This window comes from Stenotrophomonas sp. (genome assembly GCF_032066555.1).
In the GTDB taxonomy this organism is placed as follows: Bacteria; Pseudomonadota; Gammaproteobacteria; order Xanthomonadales; family Xanthomonadaceae; genus Stenotrophomonas.
Map to the genome: position 1 here is coordinate 38,795 of NZ_DAMBKV010000004.1, position 16,617 is coordinate 55,411.

Genomic DNA, 16,617 nt, shown 5'->3' on the forward strand with positions numbered 1-16,617 from the left:
CCCGTCTTTTTGGCGGGTTTTTTCTTGTCCAAAGGAAAGCCATGACCGATACCGCCATCGGCACAGCTCGAATTGAGATCGAGGTTGATACCTCCCAGTTCGACTCAGCAATCACCGCTGCCAAGCGATCTGTGGCTGACATGTCGTCATCGGCACAGCAGCAGTATCAACAACTATCGGCTGCGGAAAAGCGCCGTATAGACACGCTGGTTAAGCAGGCCGACATTGTTGGCATGAATAAGGCGCAGCAGATCGCCTATTCGGCCTCGCTGAGAACAAGTGGGCCTTTGCTTGATGAGATCACCAAAAAGCTAGCTAAGAACCAGGCGGCGGCCCAGGGCGCGACGACGGAGATAAACAAATACGGCGTTAGCCTGAAGCAACAGCAGGCGGCCATGCGTGGCGTACCTGCGCAGATGACTGACATTCTTGTCAGTTTGCAGGGTGGACAGCATCCGCTGACGGTCTTGCTTCAGCAGGGCGGCCAGCTCAAGGATATGTTCGGTGGCATCGTACCGGCTGCGCAGGCGCTGGGAACGCAGCTTGCGGCCATGATTAGCCCAGCGACGATAGTTGCAGGAGCATTGGCGGCCGTTGCCTACGCGGGCTACTCTGCAACTGAGCAACAGGCTGCGTTCGAAAGGGTTCTGATCACCACAGGTAGCTACGCCGGGGTTGCAGCGGACGACTACCAGGAGCTAGTCGCGCGGCTTGATGCAGTGGCAGGCGTGTCTCGCAGCGGCGCCTCCGATGCTCTAATGAAAGTCGCTGCATCGGGGAAGTTCGCGGGCGAGCAATTCGACTTGGTGTCGCGCGCTGCCGCTCGCATGAGTGTCACCACGGGTCAGGAAGTTGAGAAGACCATTTCCAAGTTCGAGGCGATTGCCAAGTCGCCTGTAGATGCTCTGCTGGAACTGACAAGCACGGAGCATTTCCTGACCCAGGCGCAGTTGGAGCGGGTGGTTGCCCTTGAGGACGAGGGCCGAACGCAGGAGGCGGTCGCCGAGGCTGTTCGAATCTACGGAACCCACTTGGATGAGGTGGCCGAGAAAGCAGACGAAACTCTTTCGGTGCTTTCGAGGTGGTGGCGAGAGGTTAAGGATGACACCTCGGCTGCGTGGGGTGAAGTTGGCGTCTATATGCAGCTGCTCGACCAACTGATTGAGAAGCAGAAGCTATCTAAGTCGTTGTGGGCTGGAGGCGAGGTCAGTGCATCTGGGGCGTTGCGTAGAGCCGGATTCGCCCAAGGAAATGCTGCGTCGCTGATCCCTGAAGGTTGGCTGTCGTCAGGCGCAACCCTTGCGAACGCCCTTGGCAAACAGTGGCTTCGCGGCAAAGTCGCTGAGGGGGACCTCCAGCAGTTCCCCGTAAACTCCACATGGGAGAACGCGGTTGATCCGATCGGGGCGAAGGACGCAATTGAAAAGGCCCGCGAGGAGAGGAAAAAGACCGAGGCGGAGTGGGACAAGTGGCAAGGGCAAAATCTGAGCAAAAAGGAGAAGCAGCAGGCCGAGGAGAAACGGATTCAAGCGGCAGGGGATGCCCTTGGCAAGAAGCAGAGCGAAATTGATGCTCAGATCGCGGCCTCGCGCCAGCGGTTCGCGGAGTCAGAGAAGAGGTCCTCTGGGAGCAAGGCGGCAGATCCTACCATCGCCCTAGCGCAGCGAATCAAGCAGCAGATCGCCCTGAACACGGAGCAGCTGCAGAGCGAAGCAAAGCTCACTACGAGCCAGCGGTTGCGCATCCAGGTGGAGCAGGAGCTGCTGAGCCTTGGCAGCAAGGCAAGCCCAGAGCGCCGCGCTGTATTGAACGCAATGCTGAAGGAGCTGGTAGCCAGCGGCGAGCTGGCAACGGCGCATGAGCGCGAGATCAAGGCCAAGGAGCAGCTTTCCAGGTTGAACGCGCAGATTGCGGTCAGCGAGGAGAACCGCCTCCGTGCCAACACCTTGGACCTGATGGGCTACGGTCGTGGCGGCGACGCTGTGGACATGCTGCGGCGGCAGCTGGACATCCAGCGCGAGTATGAGGACGGGCTCAAGCGCATCCGTGATAGTGGGGTGGCGGCAGACAGCGAATCTTGGCGGCAGCAGGAGACCACCCTGCGCGCGAGCCGTGACCGCATGTTGGAGGTAGAGCGGGATTACCAATCCCAGAGGCTGGCGCTTATGGCCGACTGGCGCGTTGGCGCGAACGCGGCCTTGGAGGACTACCTGTTCTCCGCAGCAGACGTGGCGAGCCAATCCCGCGACATGTTCGCCAACGCGTTCGGCGGGGCCGAGGATGCCATCCGCCAGTTCACCAAGACAGGAAAGTTCGAGTTCTCCGACCTCGCCGACTCGATCATCTCCGATCTGACCCGTATCGCGGCCAAGCAAATGATCACCGGCCTGTTTGGCAACATGATGTCAGGATGGCTTGGCGGCGGGGTGACGGCCACCGGCAACGCCTTGGTAAGCGGAGGCACGCAGAGCATCAATGCTGGTCTAACCGAGCGCTTGTTGTCTTTCGGAGGGGGACGTGCGTCCGGCGGGCGGGTAGATGCGCGCTCGTTCTATGAGGTTGGTGAAAGCGGCAGACCCGAGCTGTTCGAGCAGAATGGGCGGACCTACCTGATTCCCGGAAACGCGGGGCAGGTATTTCCTGCCGTGGCTCCAAACAGCAGGCCACTAGCGGGTGGTCAAACAGCTGTTACCGGTGCGCAGCAAATCAAGATAGAAGTCGAGAATAGGGGGCAGCCTGTGCAGGCTCAGGCAACGGCGCAGCGTCAGCCGGATGGTTCGACACTCATCAAGATGCTTATAGACGGCGTGGCAGATGATATGGCGAGTGGCGGCAAGACCTTGGCAGCGATCAAATCTCGCCTTGACGTTCAGGAGCGCGTGTAATGGCTTATTTCCCTACCTACGCGCAGATCCTGACCGATGGATTCACTGAATCCTTCGATCCTGCTGTCGAGCGCACCGACATGGAACGCGGCGTGCCCAAGCAGCGCCTGATCAACAGTCAGGTACTGGTGAAACTCAGTGCGACGCTGCTCTTCCGCTCGGCTGCAGACGTTGTTGCTTTTGAAGCGTGGTATTTCGACACCATCAAGCGGATTGGCTGGTTCCAGCTCAAGCACCCGCGGACTGGCGCACTGATCACCGCTCGATTTGAGAACGGAAGCATCGGCACGCTTTCACCCCTCGCTCCCGCCTTCTTTATCGCAAGCCGAACTGTCGTCATGGAGTATGTCCGTTGAGCACTTTCATCGAGCGCCGGCAGCGCGTCACCGATACTGCCGGCACGCTGCTGTTCCTTGAAGTATCGGCGCCGTCGTTCGCTGAAACCCTGCGGATCGTCAACGACACGCAGGACTGGACCAGCAACGGGGTGCTTTACACCGGTGTGCCCTTCGGGTTCAAGCTACCGGACGACGTGTCCGGGCAGGCGCCTCGCGCGGTGCTGACCCTGGACAACATCGGGCGGGGCATCACGGACGACTTGGAGAGCCTGCAGCCCTACGACGTCGTGCAAGCCAAGCTGATGATCAGCGATCGCGCCGACCCCAATGTGATCGAACGAACTTACATCCTGCCGATCACGCAGGTATCGGTGAACACGCGCACGGCCACAGCCAGCTGCGGCTACGACGCACTGATGCGGCAGCAGGCCGTGCGCCTGCGCTACAACCCGTTCACCGCACCGGGGGCGTTCTGATGCGACTGGCTGACGTTGAGCGCTTCACCCTGCTGCCCTACGACGAGCAGACGTTCGACTGTGCCGACCTCGTTGCGCTGGTGCAACGGGATCTGTTCGGCCGGCAGATCCAGATGCCCGGGCACCGCCCACGCGGCGCGGAGGGGCAGGCCGCCATCGGGGAGCTGTCCAGGCCCTATGCGCGACGAACGGAACTGCCACAGGACGGGGATCTCGTTCTCATGATCGAACACGGACACAAACGCCCCGGCCATGCCGGGGTTTTCTTTTATCTGGCCCACGAGGCGTGGGCTCTGCACGCGAACGAGAAGACGGGCTGCAGCATTCTGCACCGCGTCCGCGAGCTGCCCGATTTCGGGCTCAGGATTGAGGGCTATTACAGATGGGTCTGATGGAACTGCCGCGCACTGAGCCGGGCCAGCTGATCGTCACACCGCATCCGCTGCTGCTGGACGGGCAGCGCAACGTCGTGTGGGAGGCGCGGGCAGAAGAGAGCCTGTACGCATTGCTGATGCGCAACGTGCCAGAGCTGGACGGCCAGCCCTGGGCAGTTGCAATCGGCGGCGTGCCTGTGGAGCGCCACCTTTGGCATTCCGTCTTCCCAAAGCAGGGGCAGGTAATCGAGGTTCGCGGTGGCGTGGGTAAGACGGCGCTGGCCGTCGTAGCGATGATCGCGCTGACCTACTTCACCATGGGCGCTGGTGCAGGCTGGATCGCCGGATCTTTTGGCGTCGCGGCAGGTGGCGCTGCCGCGGCAGTGATAGGGGCAGGGCTGTTCATAGCAGGCTCAATGCTCATCAACAAAGTGCTCGCGCCGAAGCCCGCGAAGGCAGGGGGCCAGTCGCAGGACTCGGTCTATTCTCTGTCCGGTGCGCGCAACCAGCTTCGGCAGTATGAGCCTCTGCCCATGCTGTTTGGCCGTGTGCGCATCACGCCGGATCTGTTGAGCAAGCCCTACACCTGGTACGAGGGCAACGATCAGTACCTTGGCATGCAGTTGTGTGCGGGTATCAACGTGGGTCGCATTGAGGCGATCTACAACGGCGACACCCTGCTGAGCAGCTATGAGGGGGCCCGGGTCTACCACGCCGGCTACAGCCAGATGCCCGCCGAGCAGATTCCGCTCTACAGCAACGCCGATGTGACCGAAGGTGGCCAGTTGCTGGACACCAACAGCGACCCAAAGCACACGCCGAGCGCCTGGATCGAGCGCACCAGCTCCGCAGACACTGTGCGATTGATCGTAGGGCTGGAATACCAGCTCTATGACAAGAGCAGCAAAGGCAAGGACAAGAACAACACCGAGCGGGTTGAGGTCCAGTACCGCCCAACCGGAACCACTGGCTGGCTGCCGTTCGGCAGCTACACGATCACCAGCAGCAAGACCAAGGCCTATCGGGCCGGCTACGGAAAGGACGTCGCTCGGGGCCAATACGACGTCCGAGTGCGCACGGCAGGTCTGAACACCAATGGCAGTGGAGCGCAGGCTGCATTTACCTGGAGCACCCTGACCAGCGTTCAGGTGGACGAGGGCGACTACACGGGACTGTCGCGCAGTGGCGTCCAGCTGAAGGCGACCGGCCAGCTCAATGGCACCCCTGACGAACTGCGCGCCATTGGCTATGCCGACCCGATTCCGGTCTGGGACGGTACGGCGTATCACACTGTGGAAACCAGCAACCCGGGCGCTCAGATCCTCGCTTACGCGCGAGGGATCGTTCGGGAGGGGCGCTTGCTGGGGGGCATGGCGCTCGATGAAGCGCAGATCGATGTTGAGTCGCTCAAAGCGTTCACCCTGCACTGCGCGTCGAACGGCTACGCGTACAACTTCTATATCAAGGACCCCCGAAACCACGAACAGGTGTTGTCGGCCATAGCCCTGGCTGGTTTCGGTCAAGTCACTTGGGCCGGCGGCCGGCTGGGCGTTGTCTGGGCTGCCCAGGACCAGCCGTTGTCCGGCGTGGTCAACATGGGCACGATCAAGAAGGGACAGTTCCAGATCGACTACAGCCTGAGCAACGCCGCTGACGGTATCGAATACACCTACGTCGATGGCGATACGTGGGAGACGAAGACCCTGCGCGTTCCTGCGCCTGGCGTGACCACCATGCTCAACCCGGCCCAAGTGTCGGGCGAAGGTGTAACCAGCGAGGCGCACGCAGCAGAGCTCGCAAGGTGGCACCTTGCCCAGTCGCTGTACCAGTACAAGGACATCAGCTACAGCACGGACATTGAGCACCTGAGCTACCAGCGTCTGTCCCTGCTGGCCCTGCAGCACGATATGACGCAGTGGGGGTTTGGTGGTCGGGTCGTCGGGGCGGTGAATGACGCTGGAACCGTCACCCTGGCCCTCGACGAGCCCGTGCCAGCGCCGACCAGCGGTGTTGCGTACATCGGGCTGCGAATTCCTGGCGAGCGGGTGTATCGGGTGCTGCGGGTCAAGCCATTCGCTGGTGAGTCGAGCACTATCGAGTTGCTGGACGGTTGGCCATCTGACGCCGCGCTGCCGGGTGGCGTTGCGGACAATCCTGCGCACGACACGTTGTGGATCTACGACTTCAAGCAGACGCCGGGTTTGCGCGTCCGCGTTGTTGGCATCGAGCCGGAGAGTGACCTCAAGGGCGCGAGTGTTCGGGTGGTGGCAGAAGGTCCCGAGTTCTGGGTGTACGTGAAGACGGGCAACTATGTGCCGTCCCCGAACGAATCGCAGTTGCCGACGCGGCCTGTCGCTTCAAACCTGCGCATTACCGAGCAGCAGATCGCACAGGGCAATACCCAGTTCACCGAGCTGACCGCCACGTTCGATATCACCGGCCCAGTCGGCCATGTGCTGGTGCTGGCCGCGGGCCCGAATCAGGAGCTGCAGGAAGTCACGCAAACGCAGACCCGGACGGCGACCTGGCGCATTCCACAGGCCGACGTGTACAGCATTGTGGTGCGCCCCTTCGCCCCCGATGGGACCGCGGGCGTAGCTGTGTCAGCTACCTACGCGACCGCAGGGGCAGACATCCCGCCGGTGCTGGTGGATCTGTTTGATGTGCAGGAGCTCAGCGGGGGTGTGCGCCTCTACACCTGGGGCTGGCTGGCCGAAACGATGCGCTCTGCGGACTTCGCGGGCGTTGAGATCCGCTACATTGCTGACCACGTCATCGCGCCTGATTGGGACGCGATGACCCCAATCGGCGACACCGGATATCACTCGGCTGCATTTGAGGCGGTGATGCCGGCGTCTGGCAAATGGACCTTTGCCTGCCGAAGCTGCAATACCAGTGGTGAGCTTTCCGTCGGTATGCGCATTATCCAGCGAACGCTCGGAAAGAACCTGGGGCAGAGCCTGGCGGACATCACGCTTGAGCAGGTCGCCCAGCAAGAAGCCATCGATGCCGCCCTTGCAGCGTCCCTCGCCGCCGAATTGAAGGCCGCCAAGTCGCTGGTACTGATGGGCGAGGAGTATGACGCGGCGAGCACGTACGTCTCGGGGGACGTTGTCTATTTCAACGGACGCATGTACCGCGCAAAGGCTGATGTTGAGATGGACACGCCGCCGCCGGACACGGATTACTGGGAGGATGTCGGCACCGTTACTGAGGCCCAGTCGAGCACGTCTCGGGCGGTCAGCCAATTGCGCACTGACGTTGACGAACAGGGCAACGAGTTCGCCGCCGCTATCGACCAAGTTGAAAGCGGCATGGCAAGCGTTACGAACGCTATCAAGGCTGTTGGTGGTGGTGGCAATTTGATTGCTAACGCCGACATGTCCGTTGACCTTTCGGGTTGGAATATTTCGTGGAATGACGGCGGTTGGCTTGGCCCAGCAAGGAACGCGGCAGGGGGTAACTACTATCCGCCAGGCGTTAACACCATATCGGCGTATCGTCCTGGTGTGACCGATCGCACTATGTACCTAGACATAGTGAACACAACACCTATTCCGGTGGCGGCAGGCAAAAGGTATTGTTTTTCAGCGTACATGAATCCGTCGCGCTGCTCCCAGCAAATATTCCTGGCATGGTTGGATGCTTCGGGCAATGTCATTTCGTACAGCCCTGCATCAGACTTTGTTAATCGTCACGGTGTGTCTTTACCCGGCAGCAACCTCGGTGTGAATTGGGTTCGAGGTAAGATAGTTGTTCTTGCTCCGACAAATGCGACCCGGGCACAACTAGTACTTAGAACAATGGCCGTCAGTGGGCAGGACACACCGTATCCGTTCTGGTGTCGCCCAATGTTCGAGGAAGTTGCACCATCGCAAGAGGAACCGTCCCCCTGGTCCATCGGTGGCCAGGAACAAGCGGCGTCCCAAACCGTAACGTTGGACGTGAACGGCTATATCAGCGGCACGCAGTCAATGAATGATGGAAAGCGCTCGTCGTTTTCAATCCTCGCGAATATCTTCCGTGTTATTAGCAGCGCAAGCAGTGGCCTTGAATGGCAGAACGGGTACTTGCGCGCTTACAGCGCCGGCATCCAACTCGTATTGGGTATTAACTTCGGTGCGGCGAGCAATCTGTGCTTCTGGTACGGGCCAAACGTCGGCGTGGGCAACTGCAACAAGTCCAATGGCACCATCTGGTTTGACAACACTGGTGGTGCCTACTTCGGCGGGTCGCTGTCCGCAGGCGTGAAGAAGAATGCGGTGCAGACAACGACCACGGTGACTGTCGGCACAGAGTTGGTGAATGGGCCCTTCGACACGAATGGCACCGTTCGCCAAGTAACGATCAGCTTCGGTCGCTCCACCAACTACGTCAGCAATGCTTTCGGTGCCGGTGGGTTTGTTGCCGGTGCTGGCGCAAACTCAGCATCTGTTGCGGTGTACCGGAAGATCGGCAACGCGGCAGAGACGCTGTGGCAAACCATGCCAGTCGGCGGGGGCATCAACATATTCAACGAGGGGGATGCCCCCGATCGTGCAACGGCCTATTGGTCGGGCTCGATGACAATCAACGACACGTCACCCGCTGCATCGACCGTTACCTATCGGGCGGTGATCACCGCCTTCGCATCCCAAGACATAAGCCACCCAGGCACGATCAACTCGATCACCACCACCCAAAATCTCTCGATCATCTCGGTGGAGAATTGATATGGAACCTCAGATGCAAGTAAGCGAAGCCGGCGACATTGAGCGTGTGTACGATCAACAGAACCGGGATGTTCTGATCGGCAGGCGGCTTGAGGTGCTCTTTGAGCCAAGTGTCGACGGCAGTCCTAGCTTCGACGGGAAGTTGATCTGGCATACCGAGTGGCAGCACTGGATGGGGGATGTTCTACGTGGCACATCCCTTGGGCCACGCATCGAGCGCACCATTGCGCAGGTGGCGGCAGGGGAGTTCGGCGGTGTGCCGGGGATGGATGTCATTGCCATGGTGAAAGCGGCATACGTGGCCCATGCATCTGAAGCGCTTGGCATTGGGGCCAGTCCGCTGGACACACTCCCTGTCGACGACGATAGTCAGGGTTAAACGAACCCCTGCAGGCTTCCCTCCGGCTTCACGCCCAGCTTCACTAGCCAAGTGGCCACCATTTCAATGATCGCCGTCTCGTCCTCAGGGTACTGATCTATAAGCCGCTCTTCGACCTCGTCGCAGGATGACCAAAAGCTCTCGGATTCGCCGTGTTGCTGCAGGGCGTGGCGGATCTCGTTGAATGCCAACTCGTAGTCAGAGGTCTGTTGGTTCATCAGGGTTGCTCGCTCGGATGCAGGCCAGAGCCTCGATTACGTCCCGGACCTGGTCGTGGAAGTGGTCCAGGTCCTCGACCGCCACTCGCGCCTCGATGACCTCGACTTCGCCGGCGACGATTTCCGCCAGATCGCCGGCATGGGCGGTTTCGGCCTCTGGCTTCAAGCGGGCGGCCATGTCCTGGACCCAGTGGTCCAGCTCTTCGCGGGTCATCTTGGTCATGCACGAATCCTATGCCTCGGGGGCGTTATGCTCCGGTCAAACGGAGGTGACGCGTGTGCTATTCAGCTCAGATCGAAGCCGACTACAAGAAGTTCGTCCGTGAATTTGGTGCCGTCGTGGATCTGGAAGTGTTCACACAGCTGTGGCTGCGTGACAACAACAAGACCCGCCGACCGAAAACGCCCAGGGCGCTGGACCTGTCATTTTTGCGCCCCGGTGACTCCAGCGTTGCCGCCATTGCCGCCGAGATTCGGGAATGGGACAACGAGGAAGTCGCACAGCTTGAGACCGACCTGACCAAGCAGACCGAGCGCCTGGCCGCCGCCGAGCAGAAGCTGGCCACCAAGCCCACGAAGACCGCGGCGAATGAGCAGCGGATTGCCGGCAACAAGATCGAGCAGATCAAGCGGAAGATCGCCGACCTGAAGCGCGCGAACCTGGAGGCGCGCGATTCCCGCATGTTCCCGGGCTACTACTGCCCGGTGTTGGTCAGCGAGGGCGGCAAGCTGGTCGTGAAACCGATGCGCTACCAGTGCCGGCCGGCTGGGAAGCCGGCGTTCTACGACGAGAAGTACCCGGGCACCTACAACGCGAGGCGCGACAAACTCGAAGGCTTTTGGAAGGGCCAGTTCGGGTACACGCACGGATTGATCGTGGCCAGCCGATTCTATGAGTGGGTCACGGTCGAAGGCGAAAGCAGGGAGCTTGAGTTCGTTCCGCGCACCGGGGAGGACATGCTCATCGCGTGCCTGTGGTCGCACTGGACCGACCCGAAGGGGCAAGAGGCGGATCTGCTGAGCTTTGCGGCGATTACCGACGAGCCAGAGCCGGAAGTAGCCGCCGCCGGCCATGACCGGACCATCATCAACATCAAGCCCGAGCACATCGAGGCCTGGCTCAACCCGGACCCAGCGAACCTATCCGCGCTCTACGCGATCTTCGACGATAAGCGGCACCCGTTCTACGAGCACAAGAGTGCGGCTTGAACGGTGGCGTGCTCAGTCCGGCTATTCTTCGGCTTGTTAGTCGGACCCAGCCAACCTAAGATCGAGCTGTACCAACGGGAAAGCCCGCCATACGGCCGTTTGTGGATAAGTCGTATAACCGGACCCACGGGTCCGTCTATTAGGTAATTAGGCCTTGATGGAAGCTTTACTGCCAGCTGTCTTTCTCCTATCAGGCTTGGTCACACTCCCGGCTTTCGCCATGTCCGCCTACTACTCGCGCACCTTCAACCGCTATTTGCGAATCGCTCATCCAGACATCTGGACTAAGATCGCTCCTGATCCAGCGACAGAGCCATCGGCTTCTGCTCCAGACGTTTTGTTCATAACAAAACGCAAGTACAGAGCCTTTGGCGACCCAAAACTCAACGCCCTGGGTGATCTGTGCTTCCGCTCCGGCTACTGGGCTGCCTCTGCATTTCTCGTGTTTGTTCTTTCTGGCGTCGCCTGTGCCACACTCAAGGCCTAACAGTTCATTCAAGTCGACGCCGCTTCGCGGCGCGGCTTAATTCCAGAGTTAGGTGCTATGGAGAGTTCTCAAACGTTCCCGACAAAGAGCATGGCCGTCTTATGCAGCTTGGCGCTACTCCCGGATGGCTCATTGAGGGTGGTACTCGATGACGCTCGTAAGGGCCAAGAACCCGGCGCTTGGGCATACGAAAGCTTGGTTACCTTCAAGGACTATTCACCTGGCACCCTTGAGGACTTGGCAACTCTCCCAGAGGAAGAACTGGCAAACTTTGGTCATTACGTGCTGGCCCGTCTGCTCGCTAGCAATGGGCTAAGCACCTAACAATTCATTCAAGCCGAGCCAGATTCGCGACAGCGCCTTGGTGTTGCAGCCCCGCCCATAGTCCCAGTTGCTGAGACGGCTCGCCGCCATGCTGGGTCATGCTTCCAACCCCGTACCACTGGCTTGATAACCCCGACACCTGCTACCTGTGCTTCAACTACGGGACCGTGGCGGTCCTAAGGCTGGAGGCGGGGAGGGTAGCTGGAACCCTCAACTGGCAAGGCCGGTCCTTCTGGTTCAAGGCCGGGTCCTACCGCCAGGGCAAGATGTGGGTTGAACGCTGGATCGCTGCACGGGGCAACGATCTGCCCAGCCGGCCGGTGAAGCCACGCCGTCGATCACGGGAGAAGATGGTGCTGCAGGCACTGATCAGCAAGCGGCCGGCGGCTGAGGTCAGGGTGCCCAGGTAAGGTTGGCGCAGCCCGGGGGCCCGCAACCAGCAGGTGCTGTACGCGATCTTCGACGACAAGCGGTATCCGTTCTACGAGCACAAGGTTGCGGCGTGACGCAGGCCTATGTGGCCGTTCGGCGCAACCTTTCTAATCTGAGATGCGATGAGCCCGGCATAAAGCCGGGCTCTTGGGTTGATCAGCCTACGATCAAGCTCCAGGGTATTTCGGAATTAGGGTACTTAAATCGAAACCCGTCATAGTCGGTTTGGACGGCAATCTGCCCGTGCTCATCTACCAACGTTTTCACTTCGACTTCCGAGATCGAGCGATTTCTGATCTTGATGCTGTCAACGCTGCCGGTATGGAGGCGTTTCCGCTGACTGGAAAGGACTTGAACTGAACGGCGCTGGCGGCCTGGCCCTTCCAGATACATCGCAAGTGATCCCATGACACAAATCTCCCTAATAAGTATCGGCATCGCCCCCGATTAGCTTCGGAGGATAGTGGGATAATTCCTTCACTTCCGTGAAAGGGAGGTCAAGCAGAGTTAGCGATAATTCAGCTGCGAGCAAACTTAGATGGCAGCACGGCGACACTTGAGCCGCGACATTGCCCCCTGGCGAAATACTCGTATCGATGCTTGCTATCAACGTAGGTCGATGAGGCGTAAGTTGAAGCGTCTTGGGAACTTGGCACGTACTACGAGGCGCCCGCAAGACTCATCCATATAAAAGCCCCTCCAAAAGAGGGGCCCCTAAGTTCGTTGCTGCCGAAAGCAGTTAGGTATCAGAATCGGCGTTGGCTGCCTGCAAAATTCCCAATGTCGCATTGACCAGCAAAGTTTGATGCGCCTTGGATGGTGATCTGGCCGGTGCGACGGTCGACATGAATCTTTGGCTTATTCATGCCGTTGAGGCGATATCCGGCAGTGATCAAGTCTGGTCCGACCACGAGGTTATCCAGCTCCCACCAGCCATGGTCACCGCCAGAATTGATCGGGGGAACTAAGCCCTGGCTCAAGTGAATCCGGCCATGGTCACCGTACAGCTCGATCTGTACGTCTCCGTTGAAGCCTTCCGTACTACTGTGGATGTTCTCACTAGTTTTCCACTTATGATCATCCTTGTCCCACGAGTAGGTGGGATCACTCTTAACTGTTGGTCGAGTTCCAGCGCCGTAACAGACAAGTACTAGCGATTGCGCATCACGACTAGTGGAGGTTGGAGATCGGGAATTGCTTTCCGATTGTCCTCCACAGTTGGCGGCTGGAACCGACTGAATCGAAGCGTATCGCCCGTCGACGGTGGCAACGGAGATGCACTGTGACGTCTTGGCCTTCCACCAGAACGTGAAGCGTCGGTCGCCAACTGTATTTGAATCGCGCACTTCGTATCCGCGGGAGAGGAGCTGGGTCTCTCCACCTGCGCCACGTGCATCGACAAGATCCGCTACGTCAGGTGGAGTCTCAGCGAACACAGGTGTGCTGGTCAACGCGATGGCAAGGCAGATTGGGAGCTTGAGGGTTCGCATTCGGGTATCGTCCTGATGGATGTGCGATCGGGAGGGCGAGAGTTTGTCCGCCGGCGTCATTGAATCGCGCCGCATGAAAATCCGCAATGCCCTCAGCAACCATCTGCCGATAAGAACAAGGGTTCGGCTGAAGAGCCCAGCGCCGCACGTGTTCAGCGATTCGCTACTGGCTGAGAATCCGGATAGATCTGATAGGGGCCGCTTACATGTGCCTTGTGAGCCACATGCAGCTGCATCCATTCATCGTTCGTCAGATACGTGAGGACTGTAAGGAGCTCTCCGTCCTAGTGTTTGTATCCATCTTTCAGCTTCTGAAGCTGTTCAGCAGAGGCCGTCATGCTCATGATTCTGTCAAGCACTGCCTCGATATTGTTTCGCAGCTCTGCCTCGTTGCGAGTTCCGCTTGCTGCAAGCAACATGCGCCTCGTAAGAATCTGTAGGGAGCGGAGCTTTTCAAGTCGTTGAGAGTAGGTCCAAGACTGAGATGCCATCGCCATCTCCAGTGCCAGATCATCGAACTCTGCACGCGCCTCATCGTAGTTCACGGTGTCACCTCGGGTGCTAAGAGCACCTGTCGTTCAACACCATAGACTCTTTCTATGTCGAAGATGTGAGGGTGGGTGTGCAGGGGGGCGGTTTACTTGCTGCCCTGCGATCTTTGCGCATACATAAGGATCATTTCCTCGTCCTCGGCAGCCGCTTTTACTGAGCTAGACCAACGGGTTACGGCACCTCTGTTGGCTATTAGATCAGCTAGTTCGGTGCAGAGACACTCGGAGCACGGCTGTCCGCCCGGACTACTTCTTCCACAGATTCGGCATGGTGCCATCGTGGTCTCCTGGGGAGGTCGCAGCTGATAGTTGATCCTGTTCATCAGCTCTTTGGCCTTTTGGGAGGGATTCATTTGGCACCTCAGTATTTAAAGAAAGAGCTGCGCCTTTCAGCGCAGCTCGGTCTACGGTTTAGCGATATGTCCTACTTTTGCTGCTTATGCTCTTCCTCGGTAGGGGCATCGTTGGCCGCAGCCTCTTTACGATCGCCATCATTCTTCTGAGTCTTCTCAGGGCCATCATCGGATGGCTTCTCAGCAGGAGGCGGCGAGGCAGTATTCATAGGGACGTTGTTCATTTATTACTCCAGTGCGATGAGGTCACCGCATTTGGAGTGTGCTCTTGATCATGTTAGCAGGAGATGCTTTTTTCGTGTCTCTCGATATCAAGGGCTCGCACTCAGCAATATGCCCCGACTCATACGTTGAGATCGGCGAGGCCTGTTTCCAACTTCTGAGACGGCGAAGGATCAGAATGGGCCATGCTTCCCAACGACTTCAAATGGGCCAAGGTCGCTGACTTCGAAAGCCAGCTGACCGCTATCTACGTCAACGACCTGGCTGTCTCCCGGCTGGTCGAACGGCTGGACGGGTCGTGGTTCGTCAACCTGGACTATCACCTGCCTCCACCAGACGGGGCTGTGCTGCATCCGCCGCGCAACTGCCGGAGCTACGAGACCGGCAGGGCAGGTTGCGAGGAATGGGTGCGGCGACACGAAGCCAAGCTGCGAGCCGAGACCGCTGAGATCGCGCTCAAGAAGTGGGGCCATAGGTAGTCCGACACGCCGGGGCTCGGCTGGCCCGTGAGGCGAGGGTGCAGAGCTAAGCTCAGCACTGCGGCGGAACGACAATTCGGACCGCAAATTATTCCTCGAGCTATTCCAGCAGGGACTGCCGAGCCAAGCTCGGCACTGTGAGGATTCGCTTGGAAGACGATCAGGTTGGCCGCCTGTTATCCTTTCCGCAATCCGATCACACGGCCTTGTCCTGCAAGGCTTTCGAAAGGTCAGTTTGGTGCGCTTTGCGGAACAGAAAACAGCCTGAAACCCTTGGTGCGTCTACATTTTTGTCCGGACTTAAAATCCGCCGGCCGCGAGGCCATGCCGGTTCGATTCCGGCTCCGGGCACCAGTTCGCAACCTCAGGGGATGGCATGAGCGCCGAGATCACCGCCGCGGCAGCGCCGCAGATTGCCATCATCGGGCTGGGCTATGTCGGCCTGCCATTGGCAGTCGAGTTCGGCAAGACGCTCGATACCCTGGGGTATGACATCGATACCGCCCGCGTTGCCGAGCTGCAGGCAGGACACGACCATACGCTGGAACTGGACGACATCGAGTTGAGTGCGGCGCTACATGCGCGCTATACCGCCGACAAGGCCGAGCTGGTCGCTCGCAATGTGTTCATCGTCACCGTGCCGACGCCGATCGACGCCTACGAGCAGCCGGATCTGGCCCCGCTGCGCAGTGCCAGTGCGTTGATCGCTGGTGTGCTCAAACGCGGTGATCTGGTGATCTACGAATCCACCGTGTATCCGGGTACCACTGAGGAAGTCTGCGTGCCCTTGCTGGAACAGGGTTCCGGGCTGCGTTTCAACGAAGATTTCTATTGCGGCTACAGCCCGGAACGGATCAATCCGGGTGACCGTCAGCGTCGCCTGCCGGATATCAGGAAAATCACCTCCGGTTCCACCCCAGAGGCCGCTGCGGTGGTGGATGCCTTGTACCGGCGCATCATCACCGCCGGCACCTGGCCGGCGTCGTCGTTGCGTGTGGCCGAGGCGGCCAAGGTGGTGGAGAACATCCAGCGTGATGTGAATATCGCACTGGTCAACGAGCTGGCGCTGATCTTCGACAAACTCGGCATCGATACCCTGGATGTATTGGAAGCAGCGGGCACCAAATGGAACTTCCTGCCGTTCCGGCCCGGCATGGTCGGTGGCCATTGCATTGGCGTTGATCCTTACTACCTGCTGCATAAATCCGAGAGCGTGGGTTACCACCCGGATCTGATCCATACCGCGCGGCAGGTCAACAACCGTGTGGTGGCGCATGTGGTCAGCCGCGTGCGCGGCTTGCTTGAAGAACGGAACAAGCCGCTGCAGAAGGCGCGCGTGCTGGTGCTTGGGGTGACCTTCAAGGAGGATTGCCCGGACCTGCGCAACAGCCGCGGGCTGGACCTGGTACAGATGCTGGCCGCGGCCGGCGCGCAGGTGGATGCCTTTGATCCCTGGGCCGATCCGCGCAGTGCGCATGACATGGGCGATGTGGAACTGGTGAAGGCACCGAAGCGGGGTGTTTATGATGCGGTGGTGTTGGCCGTGGCGCATCAACAGTTCCGTGCCTTCGACGAAGCGCAGATCCGTGCCCTCGGTGTGCCGGACATGGTGGTCTACGATGTGAAATCAGCCTGGCCGAGGCAGCTGGTGGACGACCGGTTGTAGAATCCGCCATCCGTGTAGGTCG

Annotated in this window: 17 protein-coding genes; 11 read left to right on the forward strand and 6 right to left on the reverse strand. The window is 59.5% G+C overall.

The window, feature by feature from the left end:
- Positions 1 to 41 precede the first annotated feature (41 nt).
- Genes RT131_RS06875 through RT131_RS06900 form a run of 6 tightly spaced genes read left to right on the forward strand, consistent with a single transcriptional unit; the run spans position 42 to position 9,164 of the window.
- Positions 42 to 2,885: a phage tail tape measure protein gene (locus tag RT131_RS06875; RefSeq protein ID WP_313171472.1), complete on the forward strand. Its 2,844-nt coding sequence runs from the start codon at positions 42 to 44 to the stop codon at positions 2,883 to 2,885.
- Positions 2,885 to 3,241, forward strand: a complete 357-nt coding sequence (locus RT131_RS06880; RefSeq protein WP_313171474.1) for a hypothetical protein — start codon at positions 2,885 to 2,887, stop codon at positions 3,239 to 3,241. The genes RT131_RS06875 and RT131_RS06880 overlap by 1 nt, the downstream gene beginning before the upstream one ends.
- Positions 3,238 to 3,699: a DUF1833 family protein gene (locus RT131_RS06885; protein WP_313171476.1), complete on the forward strand. Its 462-nt coding sequence runs from the start codon at positions 3,238 to 3,240 to the stop codon at positions 3,697 to 3,699. Before RT131_RS06880 ends, RT131_RS06885 begins: the two co-directional genes overlap by 4 nt.
- A complete protein-coding gene (locus RT131_RS06890; RefSeq protein ID WP_313171478.1) occupies positions 3,699 to 4,091 on the forward strand; it encodes a peptidoglycan endopeptidase in 393 nt (130 codons plus the stop codon). The genes RT131_RS06885 and RT131_RS06890 overlap by 1 nt, the downstream gene beginning before the upstream one ends.
- Complete coding sequence (locus tag RT131_RS06895; protein ID WP_313171480.1) at positions 4,091 to 8,785, forward strand: host specificity factor TipJ family phage tail protein; 4,695 nt, start codon at positions 4,091 to 4,093, stop codon at positions 8,783 to 8,785. The genes RT131_RS06890 and RT131_RS06895 overlap by 1 nt, the downstream gene beginning before the upstream one ends.
- Positions 8,786 to 8,798: 13 nt before the next feature.
- The gene (locus RT131_RS06900) at positions 8,799 to 9,164 is read left to right on the forward strand and encodes a hypothetical protein (RefSeq protein ID WP_313171482.1); all 366 of its coding nucleotides are present in this window, start codon (positions 8,799 to 8,801) and stop codon (positions 9,162 to 9,164) included.
- On the opposite strand, the gene RT131_RS06905 is transcribed toward RT131_RS06900, so the two are convergent.
- Positions 9,161 to 9,382 (reverse strand): hypothetical protein, encoded by a 222-nt coding sequence (locus tag RT131_RS06905; RefSeq protein ID WP_313171484.1) that lies wholly within the window; start codon positions 9,380 to 9,382, stop codon positions 9,161 to 9,163. The genes RT131_RS06900 and RT131_RS06905 overlap by 4 nt on opposite strands.
- Entirely contained in the window at positions 9,363 to 9,605 is a 243-nt protein-coding gene (locus RT131_RS06910) for a hypothetical protein (RefSeq protein WP_313171486.1), read from the reverse strand. Before RT131_RS06910 ends, RT131_RS06905 begins: the two co-directional genes overlap by 20 nt.
- A 53-nt stretch (positions 9,606 to 9,658) precedes the next feature.
- On the opposite strand from RT131_RS06910, the gene RT131_RS06915 reads away from it, so the two are divergent.
- The 3 genes from RT131_RS06915 to RT131_RS06925 all read left to right on the forward strand — a co-directional run bounded on the left by RT131_RS06915 (position 9,659) and on the right by RT131_RS06925 (position 11,812).
- Positions 9,659 to 10,591, forward strand: a complete 933-nt coding sequence (locus RT131_RS06915) for an SOS response-associated peptidase family protein (RefSeq protein WP_313171488.1) — start codon at positions 9,659 to 9,661, stop codon at positions 10,589 to 10,591.
- Between the two features lie 220 nt (positions 10,592 to 10,811).
- On the forward strand, positions 10,812 to 11,078 hold the full coding sequence (locus tag RT131_RS06920) for a hypothetical protein (protein WP_313171490.1): 267 nt from the start codon (positions 10,812 to 10,814) through the stop codon (positions 11,076 to 11,078).
- 422 nt (positions 11,079 to 11,500) lie between these two features.
- Positions 11,501 to 11,812: a hypothetical protein gene (locus RT131_RS06925; protein WP_313171492.1), complete on the forward strand. Its 312-nt coding sequence runs from the start codon at positions 11,501 to 11,503 to the stop codon at positions 11,810 to 11,812.
- Between the two features lie 178 nt (positions 11,813 to 11,990).
- On the opposite strand, the gene RT131_RS06930 is transcribed toward RT131_RS06925, so the two are convergent.
- The 4 genes from RT131_RS06930 to RT131_RS06945 all read right to left on the reverse strand — a co-directional run bounded on the left by RT131_RS06930 (position 11,991) and on the right by RT131_RS06945 (position 14,452).
- The gene (locus tag RT131_RS06930) at positions 11,991 to 12,242 is read right to left on the reverse strand and encodes a hypothetical protein (protein WP_313171494.1); all 252 of its coding nucleotides are present in this window, start codon (positions 12,240 to 12,242) and stop codon (positions 11,991 to 11,993) included.
- Between the two features lie 338 nt (positions 12,243 to 12,580).
- Positions 12,581 to 13,324, reverse strand: coding sequence for a hypothetical protein (locus RT131_RS06935; RefSeq protein WP_313171496.1), 744 nt, complete (start codon positions 13,322 to 13,324; stop codon positions 12,581 to 12,583).
- A gap of 284 nt (positions 13,325 to 13,608) precedes the next feature.
- On the reverse strand, positions 13,609 to 13,869 hold the full coding sequence (locus RT131_RS06940; protein ID WP_313171498.1) for a hypothetical protein: 261 nt from the start codon (positions 13,867 to 13,869) through the stop codon (positions 13,609 to 13,611).
- A 430-nt stretch (positions 13,870 to 14,299) separates the two neighbouring features.
- Positions 14,300 to 14,452, reverse strand: coding sequence for a hypothetical protein (locus RT131_RS06945; protein WP_313171499.1), 153 nt, complete (start codon positions 14,450 to 14,452; stop codon positions 14,300 to 14,302).
- Positions 14,453 to 14,635: 183 nt separating this feature from the next.
- Here RT131_RS06945 and RT131_RS06950 point away from each other — a divergent pair, with 183 nt between their 5' ends.
- Positions 14,636 to 14,929, forward strand: a complete 294-nt coding sequence (locus RT131_RS06950; RefSeq protein ID WP_313171500.1) for a hypothetical protein — start codon at positions 14,636 to 14,638, stop codon at positions 14,927 to 14,929.
- 376 nt (positions 14,930 to 15,305) lie between these two features.
- The gene (locus RT131_RS06955; protein WP_313171501.1) at positions 15,306 to 16,595 is read left to right on the forward strand and encodes a nucleotide sugar dehydrogenase; all 1,290 of its coding nucleotides are present in this window, start codon (positions 15,306 to 15,308) and stop codon (positions 16,593 to 16,595) included.
- Positions 16,596 to 16,617: the final 22 nt, after the last annotated feature.